The sequence below is a fragment of the Streptomyces sp. NBC_00306 genome (assembly GCF_036169555.1).
Taxonomy (GTDB): Bacteria; Actinomycetota; Actinomycetes; order Streptomycetales; family Streptomycetaceae; genus Streptomyces; species Streptomyces achmelvichensis.
In genome coordinates, this window is sequence record NZ_CP108032.1 from 8,055,145 (window position 1) to 8,073,770 (window position 18,626).

Below are 18,626 nucleotides of genomic sequence, written 5' to 3' on the forward strand. Positions count from 1 at the left end.
TACCGGCCCTCCGAACCATCCCTGCATTGCCCTCGGCTGAAGCAGAGGTCCCGGCCAGTCCTTGCAACTGATCGCTCCCAGAGCGCGGTCGAGCGCGTCGAGAGCGAATCTATTCGTCAGATACGGCCTCGTGGGCCTCCGGTGATTGGTCGAGGGTGAAGAGGCCGCCGTCGGGATCGCGGAGTGTCGCCTGGTGCCCGCCGGCCCATTCGGCGTCGGTGACGGTACTTCCACCGTTGTCCAGAGCAAGCGCGACTGCCGTGCCCAGGTGGGGAACCTTGAAGTGGACCAGCCAGCGCGGTCGAAGGTGAGGCTTCGGTGCGCCTTCCTCGACTGGGCCGCTGTTCAGGCGGGCAACAGGTTCGCCACGCTGCCGGAGCACGACCTGATCGTCTTCGTATGAGATGTCGCAGCAGCCGTTACTGTCGTCCTTGCCCCAGCCCATGACCTCGCCGTAGAAGATCGCCGCGTCGAACGCGTTGACCGTACGGAGTTCCAGCCAGGCAGGCGACCGGCGCAGGCTGACACTCCACTCGGCCAGAACGTCCCCGTCCCATATGCCGAAGACGGCTCCGTGGGGGTCGGCCGCCAGCGCTGCCCGGCCGCCAGGCGGATAGGAGACTGGGCCCACCCCGAGCGTGCCTCCCCGCTCACGTACCCGTGCGACGACCTCGTCGGCGTCATAGGCGGCGAAATACGGTGTCCATGCCACCGGCACGGCGAACTCCGCCGCCACTGCCCCGATGCCGGCCACCGGCACCCCATCGACTTCCGCAACCGAAAAGGCACGGCCGAAACGACCCTGCCGGAATGACCAGCCCAGGACCGCCGCGTAGAAGCGCTCTGCCGCCTGGCGATCCCGCGTTGCCAGGCTCAGCCAGCACGGAGCGCCGAACACGTTCGCTGCCACCCGAACCACGGGGATTCCTCCCTTCCCGGCCACCTCCAGTCGTACCACCGCTCTATCGGTGCGAATGCCCTGAAACGGGCACGCTAGGCCAGGCGGGGGTGCTGATTGGATCCACCTGGCGCGGTGTGCGGCTCGGTCAGGCCGGCCGGTTGTTCAGCCGTACCGGCTACATCTTCTGGCGAGTTCGGCCCTCCGCTTCTTGTGGCGGGATGACAGTAAGAGGTGCTGTGGCTAGCGTGTATCGCTGCGGGTAGTCAACTTTGCACTGTCCGCTACTTGTGCTGCTCTGCGTTCTACGACGGTTGGCAGCACCCTGAATTCGTTAGGGAAAGCGCATGGCGACCGGAACGGTGAAGTGGTTCAACGCGGACAAAGGCTTTGGCTTCATCCAGCAAGACGATGGCGGGCCGGATGTGTTCGTCCACTTCTCCGCGATCCAGACAACCGGCTTCAAAGAGCTGGCCGAAGGCGCCAAGGTTGAGTTCGACGTCGTCCAGGGCCCCAAGGGACCGCAGGCCGAGCAGGTCATGCCCATCGGGTAGCCGGCGCCGGGTGTCAACGCTGCCTTCCCGGCTCTCACATGATCGGCTGTCCAGCAGTTGAGAGAGTCGGTCCCGTCCGGCGACCTGCCGCACTGCCTCCAAGCCTTGTGGTACAGCGTCATTGGCACTCCACGCGTAGGGTCGTGCGTATGCCGGGTCTCACGCTCGACCAGGTCGAGGCCATCGCGCGAAGAGCGCACGCGCACGAGGTGGACGTCACTGGACGCCCCTACATGGAGCACGTCCAGGCGGTGGTCGACGGTGTGCGGGAGCGGGGCGGCTCGAAGGAGCAACTCGCCGCCGCCTGGCTGCACGACACGCTGGAGAACGACGTGCTCACCCGGGAGTGGCTCGACTCGGCCGAACTGGCTCAGGCAGTGAAAGACCTGGTCGACGCCATGACCAAAAGGCCCGGGGAGAGCGACGAGTCCTACACCCGCCGCATCCTCACGACCCGTGGCGCCCTCCTCATCAAGGATGCCGACCTCGCCCACAACGCCGACCCGAACCGGCTCGCGCTCCTCGACGAACCCACCCGCAACCGACTCAGGGAGAAATACACGGTGCTGCGCGAGCTGCTCGGCCTGCCGGCTGGATAGCGGCTCAGTGCGGCTCTCTCTGCCAAGTGGCGATGCAAGTGGATAGCGGCTCAGTGCGGCTCTCTCTGCCAAGTGGCGATGCAAGCCATGGGCCCGCCGTGTGCCACGCGAGTGCCTGGCATCGGCGCTGCAGCCGGGACCTGTGCTGTCTCGCAGGAGGCGGCACACGAGGGAATGACGGATGCTGTTGGGTGCGGTTGCTGGGCCGGGCATGCGGTGGGTGGTCGCGGGAAGGCGCTGGGTGAGGTGGGCCGTCGGGTCTGCTGAGTCCTTCGACGGTGAGGAGAGGTGTCATGCCGGCTGGTTCCAGTCCCAAGCGGGAGCGTCAGTACGAGCACATCAAGGAAGGCGCCGAGAAGCGCGGTGCCTCGGCCGGCCGGGCGAAGGAGATCGCGTCCCGGACGGTCAACAAGGAGCGCGCCAGGTCGGGGGAGTCGAAGACGGCGAGCAAGACGTCCACGAAGGACAAGAAGTCCGCCTCCCAGCGCGGTGGTGAGCGCTCTCACAGCGGTTCGCAGGGCCCGACGAGGGACCAGCTGTACGCGGAGGCGAAGAAGAAGAACATCGAGGGCCGTTCCTCGATGAACAAGGATCAGCTGCGCAAGGCCGTCGGCCGCTGAACCTGAGACCGCTCACATGACGCCGCGGCAGTCGGCGCGCGAGAAGCGCGTGGCTGCCGCGGCGCCGTGCTGAGGCCGGTAGCGCCCGGGCAGGAGCACGTTGCCTGGGGCAGTGGGTGGACAGAGCATCGAGGAGGTCGCCGGCCTTCGGGTCCGGCAGCGCGCGGGCGACGTCCGCCTGGCCGACCAGGTCATGCCCGTCGGTCACGGCAGCCGGCGGGACCCGGTGTCCCGCCGGCGGGCATATCCGTCAGGCGGCCTGGATGAGTTCGGCGCGACCGAACAGGAGGGCGTAGCCCGGGGCGAGTTGGGTCAGGATGCGGTCGAGGAGGTCGGGGCCTGCCAGGTCGGCGACGGTGGCGAGGACGGCGCCGGTGTCCCAGCGCGCGGTTGCGGGGGTTCCGCCCGTGCGGGCGGCGATCTCCTTGACGAAGCCGAAGCCGGTGAGGGGTTCGGCGGTGGGGATCTGGGCGGTGAAGGTGATCGCGGCCTCGATGGGGAGGCGAGCGGCGAGTTCGACCCGTTCCTCGCCGGAGAGCTGGCGGCCGAGGCCGGTCATCACGGCGTGTACGGCTTCCGCTGCCCGCTCGCGTGTCGGGTACGCGCCTGCGTAGCGGATCCTTTCGAGCATCTGGTCGAACGTCATCTCCAGGGAGCGGGGGGCTGGTGCAGGCTGGACGAACATCGGAAGTGCTGCCTTTCTGATCCTGAGCGAGATGCAGTTATGTGGGCTCGGGGCGGCCGAAGAGCAGGTCGTATCCCGGGGGGAGCTGGAGCAGGACGCGGCGCGTGAGGTCCTCGCCGGCGGCATCTGCGGTCACACTCAGCACCGCGCTGACGTCCCAGGTGGCGGTCTGTTCGGTGGCTCCCTCGATCCAGGCCGAGGTGGCTCGCACGAAGCGGTCCGGTGGAAGCGGTTCGGCGGCTTGCAGCGGATTGAGCAGGATCAGGGCGAAGGTCTCCGGTAGCCGGGAGGCCAGCTCGGCCCGGACCTCACCGACGAGGTGCGCCCCCAACAGCGCGAGAACTGTGCGGGCCGCTCGTTCGGCTTCCTCACGGGTGCCGTATTCACCTCGGTCCTGAACCTTTTCGAGGAATGCTTCCCATCGCATGGCACTGCCCCCTTCTGCCATGGGTCGGTTGTTCTTCATGGCGCGCGGAGGACGGGAGGGAGGGGGAGATCGGGTTCCGTTCTCCGCGGCTCGTGCGGTGGTTCGGCGACTCAGCCGCTGATCTGCCGGGGCGATTGCTCGCCGATGGCGATCTTGCGGGGCTTGGCCCGCTCGGCGATCGGGATCCGCAGGGTCAGGACGCCCGCGTCGTAGTCGGCCGTGATGCGCTCGGTGTCGAGGGTGTCGGCCAGCACGAGCTGGCGGGAGAAGACACCGAGTGGCCGCTCGGAGAGCTCCATCTGCACATCGTCGGCCTTGACGACCGGCCGGCGCTCGGCCCTGACGGTCAGCATGTTGCGCTCGACGTCGATGTCGATCGCTTCCCTTCCGACACCGGGCAGGTCGAGGGCGATCACATACTCGTCGCCCTCGCGATAGGCGTCCATCGGCATGGTCGAGGGCCGGGACCAGGTGCCGGGTGTGCCCAGGAGCTGCTGGGTGAGCCGGTCGAGTTCGCGGAACGGATCGGTGCGCATCAACATCGCGAAACACCTCCAGTCGGTTCAGGCAGAAACTGCCAATGCGCTTCACCTGACACCGTTGTAACATGTCATCCAAACGATGACAAGCACGATGTCGTCAGAAGGGTGACACACACGGAAAGGGCCTCCATGACCGCCGCCGACCAGGCCAAAGACCCCACATCCCTGCCCGCCGCCGCGGCGGCGCTGAGCGCCATCGACGAGGCGGTACGCACCGCCCAGGCTCCCCCGCAGGCCGGGCAGCACCCCGAACCCGCACCGGCCGCCGGCCCCGAACAGGCACTGGCCACCCTGCTCCTGCTGCGCGAGCTGAGGGACCGACTCGCGGGATGGGAACCCGGACTGATCGAAGCCGCCCGCGCGGCCGGCGCCAGCTGGGCCGACCTCGCCCACCCCCTCGGTGTCGCCAGCCGCCAGGCCGCCGAACGCCGCTACCTGCGCGTACGCCCCGGGACCCCCGGCAGCACCGGCGAAGAGCGGGTACAGGCCACCCGCGACCGCCGCGCCGCCGGCCGCACCGTCACCGCCTGGGCCCGCGGCAACGCCGGAGATCTGCGCCGGCTCGCCGGCCAGATCACCGCCCTCACGGATCTCCCGGCTCGGGCCCGCCTCCCCCTGGCCAGGCTCGCCGACGCCCTCGCGGACAACGACGCCGCCAACCTCATCGCACCCCTGGCCGACACCTACACCCACCTGACAGCCGGCCACCCCGACCTCGCCGCCCGCGTCCACAGCGTCACGCGCCACACCGACGAGCTCCGCAACGGACCGACGACGACCGAACAGCCGGGGAGTTGAGACGCTTGAGAAGCACTCCTGCGGCGAACTCAGGCGGTTCGGGCTGACGGAGCCGGCATTACTGACGAGGCGAACCGGGCGGAGTTGCCCCGGCACGTCTCACCACACCGAACGACCTGAGCGCTACCGGTTGTTTGCGGTGGGTGGTGGCTGAACCGCAGACGGCAGGGCGGCGGAATCTGCGTCGGGGTACAGGTTGAAGATCTGGTCGAGGCCGACGACGCGCAGGACCCGTGCCGTGTGGGCCGGGACCGCGGTCAGGGCAACCTCTGCCTGGGCGGCAATCGCTCGGTTGCGGGCCACGATGAAGGCGGTGATGCCACTGGAATCGCACAACTCCAGCCGTGCCAGGTCCAGCACGAGCAACGTGCCGGGTTCGAGGGCTAGGCCTTCAACGGCCTGGCGCAGGCGAGGGGCGGTTTCGTAGTCCAGGTCACCGGCGATTTCCACTACGGGACCGGTGCTGGCGTCTCGGACGGTGACCGTCAGTGCGCGCATGTCAGTCGTTCACTCGCGGGGTGGGATGGGTGGGGATGCCGAGGGCGAGGAGGGCTGTGTCGTCGTCCAGGCCGTTGCCGAGGCTGGTCAGTAGGCCGATGAGGCCCTCAATGAGCTCGTGTGCTCCAGCGGGTGCGAGGCCGGCGGCAAAGGTGCGGAGGGCTTCGTCGCCGAACAGTTCGCGGTCCGGGCCGGTGCGAGCTTCGGTGAGTCCGTCGGTGTAGAGCAGGAGAGTGTCACCTGGGTGCAGTGTGGCTTGGGCTGGCGTGAAGTGAGGCGCGGGCAGGATGCCGACGAGCAGCCCGCCGGGGGTGGGCAGGAATTCGGCGTGGCCGTCGGCGCGGAGGATGAGCGCGGGAGGGTGGCCGCCGGCCGCCAGACGCACGGTGACCGTGCCGGAATCGTCCGGTTCCAGAATGCCGAAAATCGCGGTGCAAAAGCGGGGGTCCCCGCTGCTGTAGCGCTCGTGCAGCACGGTGTTGAGGGTGGTCAAGGCAGCGATGGGGTCGTCGTCATGGAGGGCTGCGGCGCGCAGTGTGTAGCGAGTCAGTGAGGTCACGGCTGCTGCTTGAGGGCCTTTGCCGCATACGTCGCCGAGGAAGAACGCCGAGCGTGTGCCGTCCAGCGGGAACAGGTCGTAGAAGTCGCCGCCGAGCTGGTCCGGAGAGGCGGTGTGATAGTAGGAGGCGGCCTCCAGGCCCGGTACGTCCGGAAGCGCGGTGGGCAGCAGGCTCCGCTGCAGTACCGCGAGAGCCTCCTGAAGCCGTGCGCGGTCAGCTTCCGCCTGCGCGCGGGCTTCCTCGGCGGCTTTGCGGGACCGTAGCAGTTCGGTTTCGTAAGCGCGGCGATCGCGGGCATCGAAAACGCTGGTTCGGATGAGTATCGGTTCACCGTCACTGCTGCGCTTGACGCGGGAGGAGACCAGCACTGGCAACCGGCTGCCGTCAGACGCCTTGATCTCCAGAGCAATGCCGTTGATCTCGCCCTGCATGCGAAGCAGCGGGGCGAAGTGGGTCTCGTGGTAGAGCTTGCCGCCTACGGTGAGCAGGTCGGCGAATCGCGTGCGACCGACGACGTCGTCCCGCTCCCGGCCGAGCCAGGTCAGCAGCGTGGCGTTGATTTTGGCGATGGTGCCGTCCATGAGGGTGGACAGGTAGCCGCACGGCGCGGACTCGTAGAGCTCCTCGGCGCTGTCCTCCAGTAGGGCGGTGAACAGCGCGTCCGCGGCTTCGTCTCTGTCCGGCTCGGGGCCCTGCCCCGTACGGCACATCAACACTGCTCCCGGGCGAAGGCGGCTACTGCTGCGGCTGTCGCCTCGGGGGCGCTCAGCTGAGGACAGTGTCCGGTCGCTTCCAGCGTGATCAGGCGGCTTCCTGGAATCGCGGAGTGCACGAAGGCCCCCACTTCCCGTGGTGCGATGACGTCTTGCGTGCACTCCAGGACCAGCGTCGGCACCGTCACGGATTTCAGTTCCTCGCGGCTGTCCGACAGGAAGGTGGTCCGGGCGAAAACGCGGGCGATGTCCGGGTCGGTGGCGCAGAAGCTGTTGGTCAGTTCTTCGCCGAGTTCGGGGCGCTCCGGGTTGCCCATGATCACCGGGGCCATCGCCGCGGACCAGCCCAGATAGTTGGACTCGAGCGACTCCAGCAGCTCGTCGATGTCCTCGGAGCTGAAACCGCCTCGGTAGCCGATGTCGTCGATGTAGCAGGGTGAAGGGCCGACCATGACCAGGGAGGTGATGCGTTCCGGGGCGGCGGCCGCCGCCAGCACGCCGACCATCGCGCTGACCGAGTGCCCGACGAATACCGCGTCCCGCAGATCCAGCTCGTCGCAGATCTCCACGACGTCGCGGGCGTAGCCATCCAGGGAGCCGTAGCGCTCTTCGCTCCACGCCGACGCGTCGGAGCGCCCGGAGCCGACGTAGTCGAACAGGACCAGCCGGAATTCCTCGGCCAAGGTGGGGACGACCAGGCGCCACATGTTCTGGTCACAGCCGAACCCGTGCGCCAGCACCATGACCCGCCCGTCTTCGCGGCCGGTCACCACAACATTGTTCCTGCTCGTGATGCTCATACGAATCATGGTCTCACCCGCGAGCAGCGGATCGCGGGTGAGGGTTCGGCGTGCGAAAGCTGCCTCCCGACCGAGCAGCGCGGCTGCCTCGGAGTCTGACCTGCGGGGCGGGTCTGGGCCCAGTCCAGGGAGACCGTTGTTGTGACGGCGCATCAGGGCCAAGCAACCACTGCAGGCAACTGAGACGGCTGACGGGGAGTGGGTTCCTATGGTGCGGGCGTATGAGACTTCGCTGGCGGCAGGTAGGCGTCGCCGGCAGATCATTCAGGGGAGCGGCGAGACCGTTGCGAATCGCTGCTGCGAAGCATGCTCGAAATGAACAGCAGGGACGGTCTGGCGGTAAAGGTCAGCACCGGCGCCGCTGAGGACCCGGCCCTGCACGACGGCCGTCTAGATCGTCGGCCGACAGGGCTCGGGGACCGCAGGCGTCGTCACGATGCGTGAGGCTTCGGGATGCAGTCGGGTAGGGCTGCTGCTTCGCTGAGGTGGTCCGCTCTCCCCGAGTCCCTGGAGTGATCATGTCGAGTGCGAGTGAGTCCGGCGGCCGTGCCCAGCAGATGCGCGCGAAGGCGCAGGAGCTGAAGGATGCTGCCGAGCGTGCCACCGATCCGGAGGAGCGCAAGCGCCTCATGGACAAGGCCAACCACCTGACGGAAGAGAGCAAGCGAACGGGCGGAGAGGGCCCCGGTGACATGGGGATGAACCCCCTGTAAGGGCTCTGCTCCAGCGTGGGGTCGGCGGTCGGTCCTGTTCCCCTGAGGCGCAGGACCGACCGCTGAATCGCTTTGTCCAGGCCGCTGCCGCCGTTCGGGAAGATTTCGTTCTGGGTGTTATGTGTGAATTGAGTACCGCGGGTACTCGGCAGACCATGATTCCCGTCAAGCCTTTGGCCATCGTGACCGGCGCCTCCAGCGGGATCGGCTTTGAGCTGGCCAGGCAGCTCGCCGGTCGCGGCTTCGATCTGGTCATCAATGCCGAGGACCACGACCGGCTCCACGACGCGGCCGCACAGATCCGGACGGAAGGTGTGCAGGTGCAGGCCGTCCAGGCGGATCTGCGGCGCTTCGAGGAAGCTGAGCGCTTCTATGCCGCCGTCCAGGCGACGGGCCGGCCGGTGGCGGTCGCTGCGCTGAACGCCGGTGTCGGCCGCGGTGGTGCGTTCCTCGACACGGCGCTGGTGGACGAGCTGGAGATTGTCGACCTGAACGTCCGCTCCACGGTGCATCTGGCCAAGCGCGTCCTGCGCGACATGGCCACCGATGACGAGGGACGCGTGCTGATCACATCGTCGATCGCCTCGACGATGCCGGGCTCTTTCCAGGCGGTCTACAACGCGTCCAAGTCGTTCCTGCAGTCCTTCGCCCAGGCGCTGCAGAACGAGCTCAAGGACACCGGGCTCTCCGTGACTTCTCTGATGCCCGGGCCCACCGAGACAGACTTCTTCCACCGTGCCGATATGGACGACACCAAGGTCGGGCAACAGGCGAAGGACGATCCGGCACAGGTTGCCGAGCAGGGCCTCGACGCTTTGTTCGCCGGCAAGGACAAGATCGTCGCCGGTTCGGCGAAGACCAAGGCGCAAGGGCTGGTCAACAAGGTGCTGCCTGACAAGGCGAAGGCCGGGGCTCACCGCAAGATGGCCGAACCGGGATCGGGCGACGGCAGTAACTGACGAGGGAGGATGCATGAAGGCGCTGGCGTGGCACGGCAAGCGGGACGTACGGGTCGACACGGTCCCCGATCCCACGATTCAGGATCCGACCGATGTGATCATCAAGGTGACCACCACCGGTCTGTGCGGATCCGATCTCCACCTGTATGAAGTCCTGGGCCCGTTCCTGGACGCCGGCGACATCCTGGGACACGAACCGATGGGTGTGGTCGAGGAAGTCGGCCCCGAAGTCACCAATGTGCGCCTGGGGGATCGCGTCGTAGTGCCGTTCAACGTCTCCTGCGGCACCTGCTTCATGTGCAAGCAGGGCCTGCAATCGCAATGCGAGACCACCCAGGTCCACGAACACGGCTCCGGCGCCTCGCTGTTCGGCTACACGAAGCTCTATGGACAGGTGCCCGGGGGACAGGCCGAATACCTGCGTGTCCCGTTCGGGAACACGCTGCCCATCGCCGTCCCTCCGGGCCCCCCGGACGACCGGTTCGTCTACCTCTCCGACGTCCTGCCGACCGCCTGGCAGGCCGTCGACTACGCAGCCATCCCGCCCGGCGGCAGCGTCGCGGTGCTGGGCCTGGGACCGATCGGCGACATGTCCACCCGCATCGCAGCCCACCGCGGCGCCGACAAGGTCATCGGCATCGACCTCGTACCGGAGCGCCTGGAACGGGCCAAGGCTCAGGGCGTGCACACCCTGGACCTCCAAGAATACGGCGACAAGATCGTAGAAGCCGTCCGCGACCTCACGGACGGCCGCGGCCCCGACTCCGTCATCGACGCTGTCGGCATGGAAGCCCACGGCGCCTCCGTGGCGAAGGCCGCCCAGCACATGACCACGCTGCTGCCCGACACGCTGGCGGCCAAGATGATGCAACGCGCCGGTGTGGACCGCCTCTCCGCCCTCCATCTGGCCATCGACCTGGTCCGACGAGGCGGCACCATCTCCCTGTCCGGTGTGTACGGCGGCATGGCCGACCCCCTGCCCCTGCTGAAAATGTTCGACAAGCAGATCCAGCTGCGCATGGGCCAGGCCAACGTCTGGCGCTGGGTGGACGACATCCTGCCCCTCCTCACCGACACCGATCCGCTCGGTGTCGAGACCTTCGCCACCCACCGCCTTCCGCTGGACCAGGCGCCGGATGCCTACGAAATGTTCCAGAAGAAGCAGGACGGCGCCGTGAAGGTCCTCTTCACTCCCTGATCAGGACTCGCCGCATCTGGAGGGTGCAGTGACGAACCATCAGCGTCCTCTCGAAGGCCGCGTCGCCGTCGTGACGGGCGCCGCCCGTGGCCTGGGTGCAAGCATCGCCCGGCACCTGGCCCAACGCGGCGCCCGTGTGGCGCTCGTGGGCCTCGAAGAGGAAGAACTGGCCACCGTCGCTGCCTCCTTGCCCACGACGGCGAAGCACTGGTCAGTGGATGTCACCGATGACGAGGCAATGAAACGCGTCGCCGACGAAGTGAGTCATTCCCTCGGCACACCATCGGTGGTGGTGGCCAATGCCGGTATAGCCGAAGGTGGTCCGTTCGCCGCATCCGATCCCGCACTCTGGCGTCGTGTGATCGAGGTGAACCTGATCGGCAGTGCGATCACCCTCCGCGCCTTCCTGCCCTCGCTGACCGCGACGCACGGCTACTACCTGCAGATTGCCTCGCTGGCCTCCATGGGGGCCTCGCCCATGATGAGCGCCTACTGCGCGTCCAAGGCAGGCGTCGAGTCATTCGTGCATGCCATGCGCGCCGAATTGGGCCCGCAGGGCGTCGGCGTGGGCATTGCCTACCTGAACTGGATGGACACCGACATGATCCGCGACGCGGATCAGCATGCCGTGCTGCGCGAACTGCGGGCCCACATGCCCAAACCCGCCAGGAAGATCTACCCGGTCGACACCGTCGCCGCACGGCTCGTCACAGCCGCGGAGCAGCGCTCGTCCGCTGTGTACTTCCCCGCCTGGCTCCGCTCCGTGCAGGTGGTACGTGCAGCGTTGCCGGGCCTGGTGACCCATTTCGCACGTCGCGCCCTCACCCGCTCGCCGTTCACCGCGACCGGCCCACTGGGGGCGGGCGGCCGCGCGGCAGCGATACGCGGTGACGCCATCTGATCGGCATGCTCTCGCGGTTCCTCCGCGTGCGGAGGTGGGCGCCGTCCGGCACCTTCAGTGTTGCTGTATGCGGAGTCGGCCGGCGAGGAGCCGCTGCGCAGAGGTGAGAACGCGCGCTGTACCGGCGGTGCTACGGATTGCTGCGCGGGCCGCGTTGGCGCCGCACGCGCCATGGACCCCTCCGCCTGGGTGCGCGGAAGCGGAAGCGAGGTACAGACCCCTCACCGGGGTTTCTGGGCGCCCGGTGCCCGGAACCGGGCGGAAGATCAACTGCTGATGCAGGCTGGCCGTGCCTCCGTTGATCGCACCCCCGTGGAGGTTGGCGTCGAGGGACTGGAAGGTCGGGGGGGCCAGAATTCTGCGGCCCCGGATCAGCGAGCGGAAGCCGGGTGCGTAGCGCTCCACGTGCCGTTCCATGCGGTCGGCCATCGCCTCTTGTTCGCGCACGTCCCACGCTCCGGTGATGCCGTCCTCACCCGCATCGCCGGTGGTGGTCTGCGGGACGTGGGTGTAGGCCCAGGCAGATTCGGTGCCGGCCGGCGAGCGAGAAGGATCTGCGGTCGTCATCTGCCCCAGCAAGGTAAAGGGGCGATCGGGTACCTGTCCGGCGGCGAGCTGGGCTGCGAAGCGGGTGAGCTCGTCGACGCTGTCGGACAGGTGTACGGTGCCAGCGCCGCCGGCGGCTTCAGCGTTCCACGGGATCCGGCCGTCCAGCGACCAGTCGATTTTGAAGGTGGCGAAGTCCCACTGGAAGCGCTGCATGCTCTCCAGAAGTTCGCGCGGCAGGTGCTCCTCGTCCACCAATCCACCGTAGAGGTCGGGCGCAGAGACGTCGGCCAGCACACTGCGACGCACCGGAATGGCCTCCCCGCTTGCCGTACGCACTCCCATGGCGCGACCGCCTCGCACGACGATCTCCCGCACCCGTTCGCTGCAGCGCACTGAGCAGCCACGGCGTTCGAGACGACGCACGAGCGCAGCCGACAGCTGTCCCGCCCCGCCGGCAGGGACCGGGAAGCCGTAGTGCTGACCGAGCATGCACAGCAGCCACCCGAAGCCCCCACTGCCCGCGGCCTCCGGAGCCAGATCCGCGTGCAGGGCATTCCCCGCCAGCAGCAGCCGCCCGCCGCCACCGCAGAATTCCTCCTCACCCAGCCGTCGCGCAGGCAGCAAGAGCGACCGGGCCAGGGGCAGACCGACCGGCCCGCGCAGCCGCAACGCGAGGCGGGCACCCGCCTTGAGCGGCGGAAAGGGAGTGAAGAGCGCGTCCAGGAGATCCCGGCTGACCTTGGCCCATGTGCCGCACATCCGCGACCAGGCAGGTCCATCCCCAGCGGCGAAGGCGTCCAGACCATCGGCCGTCGCTTCTCCTGACCGCTCGAGGACGGCACAGCGTCCGTCGGTGAGGGGATGGGCGAGCACGGACGGTGCATGGGTCCAGCGCAGCCCCTCGGCCTGGAGCTCCAGGCTTTGAATGATCGGCGACGCCGCGGCCAGCGGATAGAAGGCGCTGAACACATCGTTCACGTAGTCGGGGTGCACCCCGCGGTCACTGCGGACAGCGCCCCCAGGCTCGCTCTGGGCTTCGAGGACCTCGACGCTCCAGCCCGCATCGGCCAGAAGGTTCGCTGCCACCAGGCCGTTCGGCCCTGCTCCGATGACCACGGCGTCCAGCATGGTCAGCTCCTCACGCCCGGGGGAGCGTCGAGTGGAGCGTGCGCCTCGGCGGAGGCTGCCTGGCGATTCCTGCTCGCCACGGTCTTCGCAAGGCGGGGGAGCATGGTGCGGTGCCTCAGCTGAATAAAGAGGTCGAGCGGTGCTGCATGCAACCTTCCCCCCACTCCGCGCAGCGGATGCTCATCCACGATCACCAGCGTGTGTCCACCCCAGGGCCGCACCTCGATGGCAATACGTGCCGTACCCAGGCGGCCGCTGTGTGCCTCGAGTTCCAGCCAGCGGTGGGGTTCGAACCGTCTCACCGTGGTGCGACCTTCGTAGGACCAGGGGCCCAGACTCACCGAGTACTCCAGTGCCGCATCGACCTGCGGCCACTGGTCGTCGAGCGGCCGCGAAGCGGTGGTACCCACCACCCACTCGCCATAGAGGTCTGGATCCTCCAGCACAGCCCACACCGCTTCGGGTGACTGTTCGATTACTTGGTGCCGGATCGCCACGACAAACCCCTCACGTGATCACAAACAGGACGATGTCATCCGAGTACCCCGCCCCCCGAACGGAATGCGAAAACACGGTGCGCGCGTGCCGCGAGGTGCGGGCTCCTGATTAGCTCAGGACTTCCGAGCACGGATGATCACCAGTTCTTCCTTGCTCTGGTCCGCTTCCATCAGGCCCTGTAGGTGCAGCCAGGGGTGCCGGGACCGCAGGACGGGGCCGAGGGCCACCCAGCGGCGGTCGGTCACCTCCGCCTCCAGCCCGGCCTCCCGCAGCTGCCGCAGGGTTGTCTCCTCCCCGCTGACCGCCGAGTGGACGAGCAGGAGAACGCCTCCGGGCCGCAGCAGCGGCGGCGCCTCCTGGCATATGCGGTCCAACAGCAGACGGCCGTCGCTGCCGGCATGCCAGGCCCGGGCCGCACCTCGGCGGGGTAGCCCCGGCGGGGTCGGGGCGTAGGGCGGGTTGCTCAGAATCAGGTCGAAGCGGCGGCCGGTAAGCCGGGCGAGGAGATTGCCGCGCAGCACGTGGACCGGGAGGCGGGCCAGCCAGGCGTTGGCCTTAGCTGTGAGTACAGCGCGCCAGGAGACGTCCACCGCGGTCACCCGATAGCCCCGCTGAGCCGCAACGAGGGCGAGCGCACCCGTGCCGGTACCGATGTCGAGTGCCTCCGCATTCGGTGGCGCCGGTTCATTACGTAGGGCTTCTGCAAGCAGGGCGGTGTCATCTTGCGGGGAGTAGACGCCCGGCAGGGCAATGAACGTCACGTCGGGCCGAATACCCCGATTCGACCGGATGATCAGACCCGCCATCGGCATCATCTACGGCGACCCACGGTAGTGGACTTTAGCGCTCCGTAGTCGCCCGCCTCCCCGAAACGGGCGCCTTCGCGGCCTTTCGCCTATCGCGGCATGGGCCGAGCCAGAGCGGGGCACACGGAGCGTGCATGACAGGGATCCGGCGGCCGCCGATTGCGCGACCTGCCGGATTTCTACTGGGCCGGTCCAGATAGCGGGGCGGGGAGAGGGTGCTGCAGGTCAGCCCGAGGAGGCGAGGGCCTGTAGGCGCCGAAGAGACGGGAAGATCGGAACTCAAGTGATTGTCCTGGGTGTCATTCTGCTCATCATCGGCCTGCTCGCCGGTGTCTCGCTGCTGACGACGATCGGCGGGGTCCTCGCTGTGGTCGGCGCCGTCCTGTGGGTTCTCGGCGCGAGCGGGCGCAAGGTCGGTGGACGGAAACACTTCTTCTAACAGCCCACCCCGCGCGGGTCCTCAGCGATGTGAGAACACGCATGAGGCAAACCCTGCTGGGTGCCCTGCAGGCGAGTCGAAAAGACCGCCTTGCCGATTGACGTCCCCTTGCACAACCCGGGGCCCGGCGAAGAGGTACCTTTGGCCGGGCCCCGTCGGCATGCCTCGCCCTCCGGCACCAGTGTCGCCGCGACGGTTGCAGTGACTTGATATTGGTGCGTTCATCGAGACCTTCTGGCCATGTCTCAGCCTGCCGCCCCGCTGCCCTTCGGGTGGCTGGGCAGCAGGCTTGTCTGCTTGGTACGGGGCGTTGGGCGCCAGGTGGCCACGAGGGCGGCTGCCAGCAGGAGTTCGCCGATGTCTCCGCCGTAGTACATGATCTCCGCGCCGGCTTGGATCTGCTCGGCAGGGGCGCGGACGCGGAGGTAGAGACCGGCGTACATCATCTGCGCAAGGATGGCGTGGGCGGCGATCGCGATACCCAGGACGACCAGCCGGGTGGGCACGCCGGGCCGGGCGGGGGCGGGGTCAGGTCCGGCGATGACCCATGCGAACAGGCACCCAGACAGCAGGAAATGGGCGTGAAGGATCTGGTGCCAGAGCAGTCGCCCGTCTATCGCTTCGTAGAGCGGCGTGAAGTACAGAACGCCGAGTGTTCCGACGCTCAGAACCAGGGCGATGGCTGGGTTGGCGATGACGTGCATCAGGCGGCTTCGCAGCATCCCGGCCAGCCCCCGGGCCCGATCTACCGGCAGCGTGCGCAGCAGGAGGGTGATCGGGGCCCCGAGGACAAGGGCGAGGGGCGCGTACATGCCGATCAGAAGGTGCTGGAGCATGTGGCCGCGGAAGTCTTCGTGGGCGAACGGTCCCACCGGCGGCAACAGCGTCATCCCGAGCAGGCCAAGACCGGTCAGGAACCAGCCGGTACGCCAGCGGCTCCACCCGGCTACCGGGTTGCGGTGACGGGCGAGCGCGGCCAGGAGAAGGTAGAGCGCGCCGAGAGCCAGGAGAACGGTCGCCGGCAGCAGCACCTCCAGCAGCCGCTCCGGGACGGCGGGGTGATGCCCCGCAGGGTGGCCGTTCATGCACCGGCTGGGCCGGGCCGTGACGACTTCGCCTCATCCTCGGGGTCGAACGGCCGGCCGTGGCGCTGGATGGCCCAGCCCACTGCGACGAACAACGCGCCCAGGAGCAGAAAGCCCGCATCCCACCATGCCTGCTGCGCTCCGGCGTAGACATGATGGATGCCGAGGATCTGATGGTCGACAAGACCCTCGACGATGTTGAACAAGCCCCAGCCGACCAGAACCCAGCCCCACAGGGCAGGGGAGGTCCAGACCCGACGACGGTGGTGTGTCACCCGCGAGTACAGGAGGGCCAGTCCCGCAAGGACAGCCAGCCAGCAGACGGTGTGGAAGATGCCGTCCCACACTGTGTTCATCCTGAGACCGTCGATGGTGGTGGCGGGGTAGTACTTCACGCCGATCCGGTCATGATTCGTGCTGGTGAGCATGTGGTGCCACTGCAGGAGCTGGTGCAGCGCAATACCGTCGACGAAGCCGCCCAGTCCCACTCCCAGAGTGATTCCCGGCAGCTTGAGGCTCCTGGGCAGGGCACTCGCGTGGGTAACGCCAGTGGTAGTGGTCATCGCACGATTCGCATTCCTTCTACCTGCGCTCGGTGGTCCCGCCGAGCTGGGGCAACACTCTTCGCCTTTGCCGAGGAGCTGGCGGACGAGTGTTTCCCAGATGATTTGGCGGCTGTCGCTGGCCTGGTGGACGGCCTGGTCGGTGGACCGGACGGTCCGACAGGTTGCCGTCAGGTGCCAATGAGGTCCAGGGCTTCGCCGAGGGACAAGGCTGAGAGGACAGGGCTGGGGGCCGTGGCGAGGAGTTTTTGGAGGGGCGGGGAGGGAGCGGCGACGATCAGCGTCGTCTCCTTCTGGAGTGTCAGGAGCAGCTCGATGGCATTGCTGTCGGCGGATTGCACTGCCGTCCCGTCCACAATCAAGGGCTGTCCGGCTTCGTTCATGAGACGGTCGAACGTCTCCCGGACGGGCGGCAGGGTGCACGCGTTGAGGTCGCCGCCGAGACAGACGACCCACACACGACCGCGACGGCGCCGACTCAGCACCTGCGGTGTGACAGGGTCTTCGGCACCATCAGATTCAGGCATCCTCCACACCTAGCAGACTCTCTACGCGCCAGCCATGCCTCCGGGCCAGATGCAGCAAGCTCTGCTGGAATGCATCGATGGGCCCGCCGTGGTGGCGCAGGCGAAGGGTGTTCGGAGTCGCGGAGCGGTCCGCGTGCTGCGTAAGCGCTTCTCGGCGACGGGCAGGCATTGAGTGCGTGAGACAGCGGTCTATCGAGCCCTTGCGATTGCTCCCATATAGAGCCGGAGCGGCGTACCAGGGTAGGTGGACCGCTCCGGCTTGCGCTTAACGCGGGGTGCCGGAGAGTGTCATTGCTACACCGCCGTGGGCGACTGCGACCCGGCGATGGACGTGTTCGAAAACGTGGAGCAAGTTCGGGGCTGGCATGCGGCGGACCTCAGAACCGGACCGAGCTGCTGAGCACGACATCGGCGTCCATGTTGGTGCGCATCATCTTCAGCGCAGCGTCAGCCAGGTCGGCATGGATGTGTGCAACGGCGTCTTCCGGGACGGTGACGTGCAGGTGCCGGATGTGGGCGTCGAGAGCGGAATAGAAGATGCACTGCTCGGTGACCTGTCCGCACAGGATGATGTGGCCCACGTCGAGTTGATTCAGCAGGTAGGCCAGCGGTGTCTCGTAGAAGATCGAGTGCCGTGCCTTGACGACGAACAGGGCGTCGTCATCGGGACGAAGCGGTTCGACCAGGTCGGCATGCGGCCCAGCGAGCGCTGTCTCAAGGATCTCGCCGTGGTGTGAGCGCCATTCGCCGAAGTTGTCGTTGACGTAGATGACGGGGACCTCGTGCTTCCGGGCGCGGTCGATCAGCTGCACCATCGGCGGTATGGCCTTCTTTGCCGACGGGAGCAGCAGGTGCGCGTCCGCGTGATCGTACGTATTGATCATGTCGATCACGACGACGGCGCTGGCCCTGTGGCTCATGCCCTCATGATCCCGCGATCCTGCTCTGCTCGCAGTTTCCCTTGCAGGCCCCGGAGGCGGAGGCGCGGCAGCCGGCGCCTTGCGGGCGCGTGGCTGCCGCAGCCATTCGCCGGAACCGGCATGGTGCCCGCGCAGAACCACAGGAGCGCGGTCAGTCCGTCGACAGGGCTTCGAGCAGGTCGCCGACCTTCGGGTCGGGCAGGGCGCGGGCGACGTCGGCCTGGGCGACCATGCCGACCAGGTCGTGTCCGTCGATGACGGGCAGTCGGCGGACCTTGTGCTGGATCATGGTGCGCAGGATCTCGTCGGCGTCGTCGTCTGCGCCGATGGTCACTGCTTCACCCTGAGCCAGCTCGCCGGCCTTGACCGTGGCGGGGTCCTTGCCTGCGCCGAGCACCTTCACGACGATGTCGCGATCGGTCAGCATGCCCTTCAGCCTCTTGTCGGTGCCACAGATCGGCAGCGCGCCGACGCCGAGGTCCTTCATCTTCTTCGCCGCGTCCAGAACACTCTCGTCGGCGCCGATGCACTCGGTACCGCTCGTCATGATCTCTCGTGCCGTCGTCATCGTCGGGTCCCTTCTTCGTCGGTTCGACAGCCGCGGGAGCGGCATGGGGCTGACGACCTACGGGTTCCCGTTGCTGCG

At 67.7% G+C, this 18,626-nt stretch carries 24 protein-coding genes; 9 read left to right on the top strand and 15 right to left on the bottom strand.

Annotation, left to right across the window (positions count from 1 at the left end; all coding sequences use genetic code 11):
• Positions 1 to 109: 109 nt before the first annotated feature.
• The gene (locus OHA05_RS35935) at positions 110 to 910 is read right to left on the bottom strand and encodes a VOC family protein (protein WP_328862941.1); all 801 of its coding nucleotides are present in this window, start codon (positions 908 to 910) and stop codon (positions 110 to 112) included.
• Positions 911 to 1,245: 335 nt separating this feature from the next.
• Between OHA05_RS35935 and OHA05_RS35940 the strand changes: the two genes are divergently transcribed.
• The 3 genes from OHA05_RS35940 (at position 1,246) to OHA05_RS35950 (ending at position 2,671) form a co-directional block, all read left to right on the top strand.
• Positions 1,246 to 1,452 carry a cold-shock protein gene (locus OHA05_RS35940; RefSeq protein WP_328862942.1) on the top strand — a complete coding sequence of 69 codons (207 nt, stop codon included), beginning with the start codon at positions 1,246 to 1,248 and terminating at the stop codon, positions 1,450 to 1,452.
• A gap of 149 nt (positions 1,453 to 1,601) precedes the next feature.
• Positions 1,602 to 2,051, top strand: a complete 450-nt coding sequence (locus OHA05_RS35945) for an HD domain-containing protein (RefSeq protein WP_328862943.1) — start codon at positions 1,602 to 1,604, stop codon at positions 2,049 to 2,051.
• Positions 2,052 to 2,344: 293 nt separating this feature from the next.
• Positions 2,345 to 2,671, top strand: a complete 327-nt coding sequence (locus tag OHA05_RS35950) for a plasmid stabilization protein (RefSeq protein WP_328862944.1) — start codon at positions 2,345 to 2,347, stop codon at positions 2,669 to 2,671.
• Positions 2,672 to 2,921: 250 nt separating this feature from the next.
• On the opposite strand, the gene OHA05_RS35960 is transcribed toward OHA05_RS35950, so the two are convergent.
• From OHA05_RS35960 to OHA05_RS35970, 3 genes are all read right to left on the bottom strand, one after another.
• The gene (locus OHA05_RS35960) at positions 2,922 to 3,356 is read right to left on the bottom strand and encodes a DUF2267 domain-containing protein (protein ID WP_328862945.1); all 435 of its coding nucleotides are present in this window, start codon (positions 3,354 to 3,356) and stop codon (positions 2,922 to 2,924) included.
• Positions 3,357 to 3,393: 37 nt separating this feature from the next.
• The gene (locus OHA05_RS35965; RefSeq protein WP_328862946.1) at positions 3,394 to 3,783 is read right to left on the bottom strand and encodes a DUF2267 domain-containing protein; all 390 of its coding nucleotides are present in this window, start codon (positions 3,781 to 3,783) and stop codon (positions 3,394 to 3,396) included.
• Positions 3,784 to 3,893: 110 nt separating this feature from the next.
• Positions 3,894 to 4,325, bottom strand: a complete 432-nt coding sequence (locus OHA05_RS35970) for an Hsp20/alpha crystallin family protein (RefSeq protein WP_328862947.1) — start codon at positions 4,323 to 4,325, stop codon at positions 3,894 to 3,896.
• A gap of 129 nt (positions 4,326 to 4,454) precedes the next feature.
• Between OHA05_RS35970 and OHA05_RS35975 the strand changes: the two genes are divergently transcribed.
• Positions 4,455 to 5,123: a type III effector protein gene (locus OHA05_RS35975; protein WP_328862948.1), complete on the top strand. Its 669-nt coding sequence runs from the start codon at positions 4,455 to 4,457 to the stop codon at positions 5,121 to 5,123.
• 123 nt (positions 5,124 to 5,246) lie between these two features.
• On the opposite strand, the gene OHA05_RS35980 is transcribed toward OHA05_RS35975, so the two are convergent.
• From OHA05_RS35980 to OHA05_RS35990, 3 genes are read right to left on the bottom strand one after another with little or no spacing between them, the layout of a single operon-like run.
• Positions 5,247 to 5,621: an STAS domain-containing protein gene (locus OHA05_RS35980; RefSeq protein WP_328862949.1), complete on the bottom strand. Its 375-nt coding sequence runs from the start codon at positions 5,619 to 5,621 to the stop codon at positions 5,247 to 5,249.
• A 1-nt stretch (position 5,622) separates the two neighbouring features.
• Complete coding sequence (locus tag OHA05_RS35985) at positions 5,623 to 6,891, bottom strand: PP2C family protein-serine/threonine phosphatase (RefSeq protein ID WP_328862950.1); 1,269 nt, start codon at positions 6,889 to 6,891, stop codon at positions 5,623 to 5,625.
• Entirely contained in the window at positions 6,891 to 7,694 is an 804-nt protein-coding gene (locus OHA05_RS35990; RefSeq protein ID WP_328862951.1) for an alpha/beta fold hydrolase, read from the bottom strand. Before OHA05_RS35990 ends, OHA05_RS35985 begins: the two co-directional genes overlap by 1 nt.
• 518 nt (positions 7,695 to 8,212) lie before the next feature.
• On the opposite strand from OHA05_RS35990, the gene OHA05_RS35995 reads away from it, so the two are divergent.
• The 4 genes from OHA05_RS35995 to OHA05_RS36010 all read left to right on the top strand — a co-directional run bounded on the left by OHA05_RS35995 (position 8,213) and on the right by OHA05_RS36010 (position 11,465).
• Positions 8,213 to 8,407: a DUF6381 family protein gene (locus OHA05_RS35995; protein WP_328862952.1), complete on the top strand. Its 195-nt coding sequence runs from the start codon at positions 8,213 to 8,215 to the stop codon at positions 8,405 to 8,407.
• A gap of 155 nt (positions 8,408 to 8,562) precedes the next feature.
• Positions 8,563 to 9,366, top strand: a complete 804-nt coding sequence (locus OHA05_RS36000) for an SDR family NAD(P)-dependent oxidoreductase (RefSeq protein ID WP_328862953.1) — start codon at positions 8,563 to 8,565, stop codon at positions 9,364 to 9,366.
• Positions 9,367 to 9,379: 13 nt separating this feature from the next.
• Positions 9,380 to 10,564, top strand: a complete 1,185-nt coding sequence (locus OHA05_RS36005; RefSeq protein ID WP_328862954.1) for a zinc-dependent alcohol dehydrogenase — start codon at positions 9,380 to 9,382, stop codon at positions 10,562 to 10,564.
• Positions 10,565 to 10,592: 28 nt separating this feature from the next.
• Entirely contained in the window at positions 10,593 to 11,465 is an 873-nt protein-coding gene (locus OHA05_RS36010) for an SDR family oxidoreductase (protein ID WP_328862955.1), read from the top strand.
• 54 nt (positions 11,466 to 11,519) lie between these two features.
• Here OHA05_RS36010 and OHA05_RS36015 read toward each other — a convergent pair whose 3' ends face one another.
• From OHA05_RS36015 to OHA05_RS36025, 3 genes are all read right to left on the bottom strand, one after another.
• Entirely contained in the window at positions 11,520 to 13,142 is a 1,623-nt protein-coding gene (locus OHA05_RS36015; protein WP_328862956.1) for a phytoene desaturase family protein, read from the bottom strand.
• 2 nt (positions 13,143 to 13,144) lie between these two features.
• Positions 13,145 to 13,639, bottom strand: a complete 495-nt coding sequence (locus tag OHA05_RS36020; protein WP_328862957.1) for an SRPBCC family protein — start codon at positions 13,637 to 13,639, stop codon at positions 13,145 to 13,147.
• 114 nt (positions 13,640 to 13,753) lie between these two features.
• A complete protein-coding gene (locus OHA05_RS36025; RefSeq protein ID WP_328862958.1) occupies positions 13,754 to 14,401 on the bottom strand; it encodes a HemK2/MTQ2 family protein methyltransferase in 648 nt (215 codons plus the stop codon).
• A 328-nt stretch (positions 14,402 to 14,729) separates the two neighbouring features.
• Here OHA05_RS36025 and OHA05_RS36030 point away from each other — a divergent pair, with 328 nt between their 5' ends.
• Entirely contained in the window at positions 14,730 to 14,885 is a 156-nt protein-coding gene (locus OHA05_RS36030) for a hypothetical protein (RefSeq protein WP_328862959.1), read from the top strand.
• 245 nt (positions 14,886 to 15,130) lie between these two features.
• Here OHA05_RS36030 and OHA05_RS36035 read toward each other — a convergent pair whose 3' ends face one another.
• From OHA05_RS36035 to OHA05_RS36055, 5 genes are all read right to left on the bottom strand, one after another.
• Positions 15,131 to 15,970 (bottom strand): cytochrome c oxidase assembly protein, encoded by an 840-nt coding sequence (locus tag OHA05_RS36035; protein ID WP_328862960.1) that lies wholly within the window; start codon positions 15,968 to 15,970, stop codon positions 15,131 to 15,133.
• Positions 15,967 to 16,533, bottom strand: coding sequence for a DUF2243 domain-containing protein (locus tag OHA05_RS36040; protein ID WP_328862961.1), 567 nt, complete (start codon positions 16,531 to 16,533; stop codon positions 15,967 to 15,969). The genes OHA05_RS36035 and OHA05_RS36040 overlap by 4 nt, the downstream gene beginning before the upstream one ends.
• Before the next feature lie 170 nt (positions 16,534 to 16,703).
• Positions 16,704 to 17,060 (bottom strand): STAS domain-containing protein, encoded by a 357-nt coding sequence (locus OHA05_RS36045; RefSeq protein ID WP_328862962.1) that lies wholly within the window; start codon positions 17,058 to 17,060, stop codon positions 16,704 to 16,706.
• 377 nt (positions 17,061 to 17,437) lie between these two features.
• Positions 17,438 to 17,980, bottom strand: coding sequence for an isochorismatase family cysteine hydrolase (locus tag OHA05_RS36050; protein WP_328862963.1), 543 nt, complete (start codon positions 17,978 to 17,980; stop codon positions 17,438 to 17,440).
• A gap of 151 nt (positions 17,981 to 18,131) precedes the next feature.
• Positions 18,132 to 18,548, bottom strand: coding sequence for a CBS domain-containing protein (locus OHA05_RS36055; RefSeq protein WP_328862964.1), 417 nt, complete (start codon positions 18,546 to 18,548; stop codon positions 18,132 to 18,134).
• Between the last annotated feature and the right edge of the window lie 78 nt (positions 18,549 to 18,626).